At 64.8% G+C, this 10,472-nt stretch carries 9 protein-coding genes; 7 read left to right on the plus strand and 2 right to left on the minus strand.

Going from position 1 to position 10,472, the window contains the following annotated elements:
• Positions 1-63: 63 nt before the first annotated feature.
• The 4 genes from BBSC_RS01245 to BBSC_RS01260 all read left to right on the plus strand — a co-directional run bounded on the left by BBSC_RS01245 (position 64) and on the right by BBSC_RS01260 (position 4,802).
• Positions 64-1,113 carry a glycoside hydrolase family 43 protein gene (locus tag BBSC_RS01245; protein WP_033519748.1) on the plus strand — a complete coding sequence of 350 codons (1,050 nt, stop codon included), beginning with the start codon at positions 64-66 and terminating at the stop codon, positions 1,111-1,113.
• Positions 1,114-1,557: 444 nt separating this feature from the next.
• Entirely contained in the window at positions 1,558-2,868 is a 1,311-nt protein-coding gene (locus BBSC_RS01250) for an ABC transporter substrate-binding protein (RefSeq protein WP_033519747.1), read from the plus strand.
• A gap of 69 nt (positions 2,869-2,937) precedes the next feature.
• Positions 2,938-3,882, plus strand: coding sequence for a carbohydrate ABC transporter permease (locus BBSC_RS01255; RefSeq protein WP_033519746.1), 945 nt, complete (start codon positions 2,938-2,940; stop codon positions 3,880-3,882).
• Positions 3,879-4,802 (plus strand): carbohydrate ABC transporter permease, encoded by a 924-nt coding sequence (locus BBSC_RS01260; protein ID WP_033519745.1) that lies wholly within the window; start codon positions 3,879-3,881, stop codon positions 4,800-4,802. Before BBSC_RS01255 ends, BBSC_RS01260 begins: the two co-directional genes overlap by 4 nt.
• Here BBSC_RS01260 and BBSC_RS13095 read toward each other — a convergent pair.
• A complete protein-coding gene (locus BBSC_RS13095; protein ID WP_081892956.1) occupies positions 4,684-5,634 on the minus strand; it encodes a substrate-binding domain-containing protein in 951 nt (316 codons plus the stop codon). The genes BBSC_RS01260 and BBSC_RS13095 overlap by 119 nt on opposite strands.
• Complete coding sequence (locus BBSC_RS13850) at positions 5,619-5,978, minus strand: LacI family DNA-binding transcriptional regulator (RefSeq protein WP_161787665.1); 360 nt, start codon at positions 5,976-5,978, stop codon at positions 5,619-5,621. Before BBSC_RS13850 ends, BBSC_RS13095 begins: the two co-directional genes overlap by 16 nt.
• Positions 5,979-6,685: 707 nt before the next feature.
• On the opposite strand from BBSC_RS13850, the gene gluQRS reads away from it, so the two are divergent.
• The 3 genes from gluQRS to BBSC_RS01280 all read left to right on the plus strand — a co-directional run bounded on the left by gluQRS (position 6,686) and on the right by BBSC_RS01280 (position 10,252).
• Positions 6,686-7,651, plus strand: a complete 966-nt coding sequence (gluQRS, locus tag BBSC_RS01270) for a tRNA glutamyl-Q(34) synthetase GluQRS (RefSeq protein WP_033519744.1) — start codon at positions 6,686-6,688, stop codon at positions 7,649-7,651.
• Between the two features lie 373 nt (positions 7,652-8,024).
• Positions 8,025-8,897: a YggS family pyridoxal phosphate-dependent enzyme gene (locus BBSC_RS01275; RefSeq protein ID WP_033519743.1), complete on the plus strand. Its 873-nt coding sequence runs from the start codon at positions 8,025-8,027 to the stop codon at positions 8,895-8,897.
• A gap of 260 nt (positions 8,898-9,157) precedes the next feature.
• Positions 9,158-10,252 (plus strand): class C sortase, encoded by a 1,095-nt coding sequence (locus tag BBSC_RS01280; RefSeq protein ID WP_033519742.1) that lies wholly within the window; start codon positions 9,158-9,160, stop codon positions 10,250-10,252.
• Positions 10,253-10,472: the final 220 nt, after the last annotated feature.

Raw genomic sequence — 10,472 nt, forward strand, 5'->3', positions numbered from 1 at the left:
GATGTAAATCTGTTATATTCATCGATGTAAACCAATGAACACTTGGATTGAGAAGGATGAACAATGGCTGTTTATAACAATCCGATCGTGCTCCAGCGTGCGGATCCGTGGGTGCTCAACGTCGACGGCGAATACTACTTCACCGGATCAGATCCCGAGTACAACACCATCGCCATCCGCCGTGCCTCGGCGATCAACGACCTGCAGAAGGCCCCGGAGACCGTGGTCTGGCGCAAGCACGAATCCGGTCCCTGCAGCAAGTACATCTGGGCGCCCGAGCTGCACCGCGTGAACGGCGCGTGGTACATCTACTTCGCCGGCGCGGAAACCGACTTCGAGGATTCCGGCCTGCCGCCCCATCGCATGTTCGTGCTCGAGAACACCGACGCCGACCCGACCTCAGACAACTGGGTGGAGAAGGGCCAGATCAAGACGCCGATCGACTCGTTCTCGCTCGACGCCACCACCGAGGTGATCGACGGCGTGCAGTACCTGGTCTGGGCGCAGAAGGATCCCTCGATCGAGGGCAACTCCAACCTGTACATCGCCCCGATGGCCAACCCGTGGACGCTGGCCGCCGATCCGGTGATGCTCTCCAAGCCCGAGTATGACTGGGAATGCATCGACTTCCTGGTCAACGAAGGGCCGGCATTCCTGTTCCACGAGGACAAGATCTACATCACCTACTCCGCGTCCGGTACGGGTGTGCCCTATGCGGTCGGCCTGCTGGCCGCCGATCGCGGCAGCGACCTGACCGATCCCGCGAGCTGGACCAAGAGCCCGGTCCCGGTGTTCAAGACCTGCGCCGAGAACGGCCAGTACGGCCCCGGGCACAACTCGTTCACCAAGTCGGAGGATGGCTCGCAGGATCTGATGATCTACCACGCGCGCAACTACACCGACATCAAAGGCGACCCGCTGTTCGACCCGAACCGCCACGCCCGCGTCGGCGTGGTGCGCTGGACCGATGCCGGCCCCGATTTCGGCGTTCCCGAGGCGGATACCCTGTGGACTCCCGATTCGACCGACGTGCTGCCGGCCGACGGCGGCCCGATGGCCGGGGTCCCCGTGGCCGAGGCTTCCGAGGCCAAGGCCGAAGTGCTGGCGTCCTGATCGCGCCGAAGATCCGGAAAACCCTTGCGGGCGGCGCGGCGAGCGGAACTCGTCACCGCTCATGCCGTCCGCCCGCCAAAGGCCGCGATTCGCGGCCGCTCCCCGGCGCATTTTTCGGATAGCGCCAAAACTCCAATCGCAATCGGGTGGGGCTCTTGCGCCCCTTTCCGTCCCGTAAATGCCTGGAAAACCGCGGAATCGCAGTCTTTCCCTCTGGCGTGTCGACTAATTTGTACAACGTTAGAAAACACGCTATAATCAAATATACAACGTTGCAAATGAGCATTGAGGCTCCACAAGAAGAGAGACAGGATGCAGAGTGTCGGCAGCGATGCCGCAACCGGCCCACAAGGCCAATAGACGTCACCTCATCACCCCGAATCGCCGGAACCGCCACTGCGCAACGAACAGATCTTGGGCAACCAGGAGCAAAGGAGAAATCAAATGAACCTCAAAAAGACCCTCGTCGCGGGCGTCGCGCTTTCGATGATCGCCACGCTCGGCCTGTCCGGCTGCGGCTCGTCCGGCGGCGACGTGCAGAAGACCGCCGACGGCAAGGTGAAGATCACCATGTGGCATGGCTTCTCCGAGGCCGACGGCAAGACGCTGGAGTCCATCGTCGACGACTTCAACAAGTCCCAGGACAAGTACGAGATCGACGCCCAGCTGCAGCCGTGGAGCACCATCGGCGAGACCATGGTCACCAAGGTCACCTCCGGCGACGGCCCCGACTTCGTGACCACCGGCGCCGACAACGGCCAGGGCTGGTCCATCGACGGCACCTTCCAGTGCGTCTCCGACTTCTACGACGATGACAAGTACGAGACGAAGAACTACATCGACACCGTGGTCGACCAGATCACCTTCAACATCGACGGCAGCGAGGAGAAGTGCGCGGTCCCGATGGGCTACGCGCCGACCTCCGTGTGGTACAACACCGACATGTGGAAGGCCGCCGGCCTGACCGACAAGGACATCCCCACCACCTGGGACCAGCTGCTCGAGACCGCCAAGAAGCTCACCAAGTCCGACGGCTCGCAGTACGGCATCGCCCTCTCCGACCTCGGCTGGGCCGCCTTCATGAAGGGCAACGGCACCGGTCTGTACACCACCGATGGCAAGGTCTCCATCAACTCCCCGGAGAACAAGGCCTTCCTCGAGAAGATGCGCCAGTTCTACAAGGACGGATACACCGTCTCCGGCATGGACGACACCGCGGCCCGCGAGTCCTTCGAGTCCGGCCAGTCCGCGATGGTGATCGTCGGCCCGTGGGAGGACCAGGCCGCCACCGACAAGGGCATTAACCACGACACCTTCGCCGTTCCGGACGGCGACGGCACCTACAAGTACTCCACCGGCGACTCCGGCTCCAACACCGGCTCCACCGGCCTGTACTGGTGGGTCACCTCGCAGGTCGGCGACTCCGAGAAGCTGCCCGGCATCTACGAGTTCTTCAAGTTCTACAACAACCACGACAACCAGGTGAAGTGGTCCCTCGGCTCCGCCTACCCGCCGAACAACACCACCGTCACCGCCGACGAGCTCTCCGAGCGTCCGCTCATCGCGAAGATCTCCCAGTACACCGACAACTCCTACATCGGCATCGCCGGCCTGAAGGGCGGCTTCGGTGACATCTCCGCCACGCTGGACACCCTGACCTCCAACACCACCCGCACCGACGACGACATCCAGTCGCTGCTGGACGAGGCCGAGTCCAAGATCCAGGGCTACCTCGACGAGTACGCCGAGGACTGATCCCGACCACCGCCGGCTCCCGGAGCCCGGGAGCCGGCCCCCGTACACCGTGTCTTTTTGGAGGAGCAAATGACCACCGCAAACCACGCGCCCAGCACGGCGCATGCGGTCGCCAAGGAGAACAAGAAAGCCATCCAGGCGCGCAACCTGCGCACCGGCATCCTGTTCACGGCGCCCGCGCTGATCGTACTCGCGATCTTCGTCTTCTATCCCGCGATCAAGACCTTCGTCACCTCGCTGACGTCCGATCGCATCAACCGCTCCGGCAAGTTCGTCGGATTCGACAACTACATCAAGCTGTTCCAGAGCGCCGACTTCTGGACCGACGTCAAGAACACCCTCGTCTACGCGGTGCTCTACGCCCCGATCGTCGTGATCGTCGCGCTCGCGTTCGCGCTGCTGCTCAACCGCAAGGACCTGAAGTTCGTCGGGTTCTTCCGCACCTGCATGTTCCTGCCGTTCGTCATCTCGCTGACCGTCGCCGCCATCGCATGGCAGTTCATCCTCTCCCCGTCGCTGGGCTTGGTGCCGTACTGGATCTCGCTGCTCGGCGGGCAGGCGCACATGGATCTGCTCGGCACGCGCGAGACCGCCATGGCCACCATCGTGTTCATCACCGTGTGGAAGAACTTCGGCTACTTCATGGTCATCTTCCTTGCCGGCCTGCAGGGCATCTCCGCCGAACTCTACGAGGCCGCGTCGCTCGACGGCGCGAACGCTTGGCAGAAGTTCCGCTTCATCACGCTGCCGGCCCTGCGCCCGACCTTCAACTACGTGGTGATCTTCGGCCTGATCGGCTCCTTCCAGGTCTTCGACCAGATCTTCATCCTGACCTCCGGCGGCCCCGCCCGCGCCACCGAGACCATCGTGTACCGCATCTACACCGAAGCGTTCGGCAACGGCAAGCTGGGCTATGCCTCGGCGCTGTCGTACGTGCTGCTGATCATGACGCTCATCGTGGGCCTCATCCAGCTGTACACCAACAACAAGCATGAGAAGGAGGAACTCGCATGAGCGCCGCAACCTCCGCCGCGAACCTGTCCGCCGCACAGGAGCAGGAAAACGCGCGCATCAACGCCGAAAACGAACGGCTGCGCCGCAAGGCGACCACCCGCCGCCGCGTCGGCCTGGGCTTCAGCTACTTCGCCCTGATCCTCATCACGGTCCTGATGATCTTCCCGCTCGTGATCGTGGTGCTGGTCTCCTTCACCCCGAACGAGGTCACGCAGACCTGGCCGCCGAAGATCATCCCGAGCGCCTGGACGCTGAGCAACTACACCGACCTGTTCTCCCGCCTGCCGATCGGCCGCGAGATGCTCAACACCGTCGTCTTCGCCGGCGCGGTCACCGTCATCTCGGTGTTCTTCGACTCGCTGGCCGCCTACGGCCTGTCCCGCGTGGACTTCAAGGGTCGCGGCCTGCTGCTCGGCGTGCTCATCGCCACCATGATGATCCCGGGCATGGCCCTGCTCATCCCGGTCTACAAGCTGCTCGCCAACATGGGTCTGGTCAACAGCTACCTCGGCATCATCATCCCGCGTATGGCCGATGTCGGCGGCATATTCCTGCTGCGCCAGTTCTTCATCTCCATCCCGAAGGATCTCGACAACGCGGCCCGCATCGACGGCGCCGGCGAGTTCCGCATCTTCGCGCAGATCATCCTGCCGAACGCGGTTCCCGCGATCCTGACCGTGGGCATGTTCAACTTCATGGGCAACTGGAACGACCTGCTCTGGCCGTTGATCATGACCTCCAAGCCGGAGACCCGCACCATCACCGCCGGTCTGGCCATGCTGACCGGCCATGGATCGTCCGTCACCCCATACGGCGTGGTGATGGCCGGCGCGCTGATCTCCGCGCTGCCGCTGCTCGTCGTGTTCTTCTTCGTGCAGAAGCGCTTCGTCGAAGGCATCGCGATGACCGGCATGAAGTAAGCCGCATCTTCGATCGAGCCGGGCGCTTTCCTTCCCGTCCGGCCCGAGAACCCTCGCAGTGCCGTGCCGCAGCTCCTCCTGCGGCACGGCACTCGTTTTTTACGTGTAACTCAGCGCGCTCCCGCAGAATCGAAGGCACCGTCACCTGCGCGAACTTAGGGCGATCGTTCCCGTCAGTTCCGCGAGTCTCACCGGTCTCGCCGCCTCCATGCCCCGCCTGCGCCGCAAGGGCCGGCACGCGCCCCTCGATGCGGTCGCACAGCAGATCCACCGCGATCCGGGCCGCGTCGCGCAGATTTGGATCCACCGAGCTCAACGCGGGGTACAGGTACTGGGAGTCGACCGAATCGTCATACCCGAACACCTTCACATCCTGCGGCACGCGGATGCCCTGCCGCCGCAGCTCCTGCAACGCCCCGGCCGCCAGCAGATCGCTCATGCAGACGATACCGTCAGGCCGCAGCCCCTGCTCGATCATGCTCCGCACCGCCATCTCGCCCGTCGGCTGATACCAGACCTCGGCGGGGATCTCCAGCGCCGGGTCGTGCTCCAATCCCGCGTCGCGCAACGCCTGCCGGTAGCCTTGCAGCCGGCGGGGCGCGGCGCCCGCGGTCTGCCCCTCATGCACGCCGATGATGGCGATGCGCTGGCACCCGTGTTCGGCGAGGCGTGCCGTGGCCCGGTACACGCCGACCATGTTTTCGGTGGTCACGCGGTCATGAGTCGTCAGCGGCAGCTGATCGCCGAAGATGACCAATGGTTTGGCGAAGTCGATGCTGGGCTCGTCCTCCACCGACAGGAACAGCGGGCTGATGATCAGACCGGCCGCCAAGGATGCGAGCGGGCCGTGCAGCAGGTCGAGCTCGTGCCGGTCGGGCTGAACATCACCTGCTTGCCCCGCTCCTGGGCCTCCTGTATGACAAAGGACAACAGCTTGGCGAAATACGGCACCTGCGGATCGGGAATGCACAGGCCGATGATGTCGCTGCGGCCGGAGCGCAGGTTCTTGGCCGTCACGTTCACGGCGTAGCCAAGCTCGTCGATGGCGTCCAGCACCTTGCGGCGCGTGGAGTCCTTGATGAATTCGTAGTCGTTGACCACATTCGAGACGGTTTTCAGCGATACGCCGGCCAACTTCGCCACATCGTTCATCGTAACGTGTTTCTGCGTGGCCATGATCCCTCTCCGGTTCGTAACGATGGGGTGGCGCGCCGCAGCGCCTCGGCCCCGATGGTTCCCGATATCCACTGTACCGCTGTGCCGTGCGCGGCGCGGGGCACGCGAGCGGGCCATCTGCCTTTGCAGGGCGCTGCAGCCGTGCCGCGGGTGTGGCATGGAGCGTCTTTGAGGGGGATGAGAGGCGGCGAATGCGCGCAAGACTCGAGTTGTCGGTGCGTGAGTTCCGAGAGAAGGCGTTTTTAGGCGTTTTGTAGCGCTATTTTCGGGCATACAACCGGTTGTGATACTTACCCACGCACCGACAACTCGAACCTTTTATACCGAAAGCCCTGTGATTGGTGATTTACGGCTCATCGAGCTTGCGCTGATCGGTGTTCCTCCCGATGGATGGTCGTATCCACAGCAGTGCGCGAAGCGGCGCGCCGCGTGCCGTGCCGGAACATGGCATGCCCATTCCTTAGCGGAGGCAGGTGGTTGCAGTCGCTCCTCCCGCTGGCGGGAGGTGGCGCGCAGCGCCGGAGGGTGGTCGGATGGCTGGCGGTCCAATTACCGGTCACCCTCGCCATCCCGCTACCTCGCCATCCCGCTACCTCGCCATCCCGCCTTCCCGCCGGACGCCGGATAATGGTATGGTCAGCCGCATAGCCGTCTAGCCGCATCAGACCGCATCATAACCGCTGTGCGGCAGCCATCGGAGGGGGACCATGACCGGACGATTCGCGCCGACGCCATCGGGACGCATGCACATCGGCAACGTGTACGCGATGCTGGGCGCGTGGCTGTCCGCGCGTTCCCGCGGCGAGCGTATGGTGCTGCGCATCGAGGATATCGACCGACCCCGCGTGCTCCCGGACGCCGACCGCTGGATCATGGACGATCTGGCTTGGCTCGGGATGGACTGGGACGGCGACCCCGTCTACCAGTCCGACCGCCTGGATCGATACGAGGAGGCGTTGGCCGCGCTGCGCGAGGCCGGCGTGATCTATCCATGCTTCTGTTCGCGCGCCGACATCCGCGCGGCATCCGCGCCGAATGAAGGCGATGGGTTCGTGCTGTACCCGGGTACATGCCGGCGATTGCTGCGGAGCAACCCCGATGAGGTGCGCGCCCGCCTTGCCGCCGGCCGCCAGCACTCGCTGCGCCTTGCCGTGCCTCAACCAGAGGAAGGCGACTCCGCGGTGACTTTCGACGATCGTGTGTTCGGCCCGCAGTCCTTCGACTTGGCGCGGGACTTGGGGGATACGGTGATCCGCCGCGCGGACAGCCTGTTCTCCTACCAGTTGGCGGTCACGGTGGATGACCTCGACATGGGCGTGACCGATATCGTGCGAGGCCGCGACCTGCTGCGTTCCACCGCCCTGCAGCTCCACATCCGCGAACTGCTGTCCGATCGGGAACCCGTGCCGGCGCCGGCCTTCGCTCATTTGCCGCTCATCGACAACGCCGCCGGCAAACGCCTCGCCAAGCGCGAGCGTTCGTTGGACATGGGGGCGCTCAAGGCGCGCGGCGTTACCCCGCAGCAGGTCATCGGCTACTGCGCATGGCTGCTGCGGCTCGTGGACGAACCCGTCCCCTGCACTCCAAGCGACCTGCTGCCCAACTTCTCATGGTCTCCGCTCGCCGCCAATCCCCAAGACCGCGCCATCCCCGACAACCCCTTCGCCCTGTAACCCTCCTCTGCTGTCCCAGCCAGTCTGACCGCGAAGTGGCCCTCGATATTGGGCCCCCTCTCTGAGGGGAGCTGGCCGCGAAGCGGCCTGAGGGGAGCGAAAGCAAAGCTCGCGTCAAATCAGTTTGGCATGCTCCCGCTGGCGGGAGCTGGCTCGCGAAGCGAGACTGAGGGTGGTTAAAAGCTGTGGTCAAGGCATACCCAGTCAGCCACACCACCAGTCAGCCACACCACCAGCCACCCACCAGCGGGATCGAAGTACGTGCCGTATGTCTCTCTGCAACACCCCACCCCCGCGTCTGCCTCGTGACAACACCCGGCGAAAACTTCCCCCGTGAGGCTACGATAGTGGTGCATACGACGAGGGGAGCGGCATGACGGCTTACATGGATCACAAGGATCTTGCCAACGAGACGATCGATGCGGCGCGCGCGCAGGAGATAACCGACAACGTGCACCGCGTACTGGACTCCGTGGCCAAGGCGGAATCCGACGCCGGCCGTGACGGCGGTTCGGTGCGTCTGCTGGCCGCCACAAAGACCCGCGACGTCGGCGAGATCATGGCCGCCATCGACGCCGGCGTGCGCATGATCGGCGAGAACCGCCCGCAGGAGGTGGCCGTCAAGGCCTCCGGGCTGATGCGCCAATGCGCGCAGCGCGGGTTCTCGTTGGGTGTGGGCGAGGAAGTCCCTGTCACGCCTAATGCCGATGTCGCCGATGCCGCCACATCCGGCACATCCGGCACAGGCAATGCCCCCACGCACATTCCCCTCCACCTGATCGGCCAGTTGCAGAGCAACAAGATCGGCAAGGTGCTGCCGGTGGTGGACACGATCGAATCCGTGGACTCCATCGAGCTCGCGGAGAAGATCTCCCGCCGCGCGGTGATGCGCGGCGTCACGGTCGGCGTGCTCCTGGAGGTCAACGAATCCGGCGAGGCCTCGAAATCCGGCTGCGATCCGGCGCACGCGATCATGCTGGCGCAGCGCATCGGCACACTGGACGGCATCGAGCTGCAGGGGCTGATGACCATCGGCGCGCATGTCGACGACGAGCGCACGATCCGCAAGGGATTCGTGCATCTGCGCCGCACGCGCGACCAGATCCTCGACGCGAAGGCGCCCGGCACCGAGCGCTGCACGGAGCTGTCGATGGGCATGACCCACGATATGGCGCTCGCCATCGCCGAGGGATCGACGATCGTGCGCGTCGGCACGGCCATCTTCGGCCAGCGCGCGTTCGTCTGATCGATACTCCCTTTGGTCAAGGAGGGGGTCGCCGTTGACAGTATGCGGCGGTAGACTATCCATGATCGGGTGGTAGTCGTGCGAAGATCGGCCGAGTCGTGGCCGGCCGCCGCGTGACGGCGGCATACAATATTCGGCGGCTGTTCGGCGGAGGCCAGCGATATTCGCCGGCTGACCGGCGCGATGCCGGCCGTCATGCGGCGGAGAGCTTGCGGCTGGCCGCTGGTCGGCCATCGGATGGTGCATAGGACGGAGGATGCATGGTGCGCGAAGCGAGTGAGACCGGCGGGGTGGATTCCGACGCCAGGCGCCAGGTCCGTCATCATGCCCAGCGCCGGCCAAGGGGCGCGCGCAGGCGTGCCGCAGCCCCTCGTCCGCGCCCGTACTCCACGTATTCGTTCGAACAGACCGTCGATGTCACCGATGTGGTCACGGAACGCAAGCGTCTGCGCCGTTCGCTGCTGATCATGCGCGTGATCGCGCTGCTGCTGTTGATCGCGTCCATCACCGTGGCGGGGTTCCCCGTGGTCATGCAGTACCGCAGCTCGCTGGCATTGGCGAGGACGTCTACCGAGGCCGCCCAGCACGTGGAGGGCTGGCCGTACCCTCAGGCCGAGGATTCCTTGGCGTCCGCGCATGAGTACAACCGCAAGCTTGCCGAGTCCGGTCAGCCGGTGTTGGGCGAGGCGGTCGACCCGTTCTCGTCGGCGCAGGGCGGATCGCATGCGAAAGGCGAGGATTCGGCCGCGTCCAAGGATAAGGAGTACCAGTCCCAGCTGGACAGCGGCAACGGCGTGATGGGCACCATCAAGGTGCCGAGCGTGTCGATCGAGCTGCCGATCTACCACGGCACGTCCGAGGAGGCGTTGGCCTCCGGAGCCGGCCATCTGTATGGTACGAGCCTGCCGGTAGGCGGCGACTCGACGCATTCGGTGATCACCGGTCACCGCGGCCTGGTGGAGGCCCTGATGTTCACCCGTCTCGACGAGGTGAAGAAGGGCGACTTCTTTTATATAGAGGTGATGGGCGAGACGCTCGGCTACGAGGTCGACCGCATCACGGTGATCGAGCCGGACGACACGAGCCAGCTGAAGATCGTGCCGGGCGAGGACCGCGTCACGCTGATGACCTGCACGCCATATGGCGTGAACACGCATCGTCTGCTGGTGTCGGGCCACCGCGTGGAGATCCCGCTGCCCGCGCCCAACCCGGGCGACGTGCACGACGGCCGCAATATGGGCGTGATCGTCGGCGCCTGCCTGCTGCTCGGCGGCTGGCTGCTGGCCGCCCTGATCACGCGCCTGCGCCACCTACCCTGGCGCGTCATGCGCCACGCCGCCTGGCGCCCCCGCTGACCCCGTATCAGTCCATGAGAGGGCCGTCGGCGCAGCCGACTGAGGGGAGCAATGCTTCCCGCCCAAGTCCTCCAGCCTCCGCCCCCGCTGGCGGGGGCCGTCGGCGCAGCCGACTGGGGGGTGGTCATGGTCGCAAAAACATCAATCCCGTGCCACGCAGCCTCCGCCTCCCCAACCCAATCCAGCACCCCCGTAATCCCCTAATTCCCCGTTCCCCTAA

The sequence above is a fragment of the Bifidobacterium scardovii JCM 12489 = DSM 13734 genome, from assembly GCF_001042635.1.
GTDB classification, from domain to species: domain Bacteria; phylum Actinomycetota; class Actinomycetes; order Actinomycetales; family Bifidobacteriaceae; genus Bifidobacterium; species Bifidobacterium scardovii.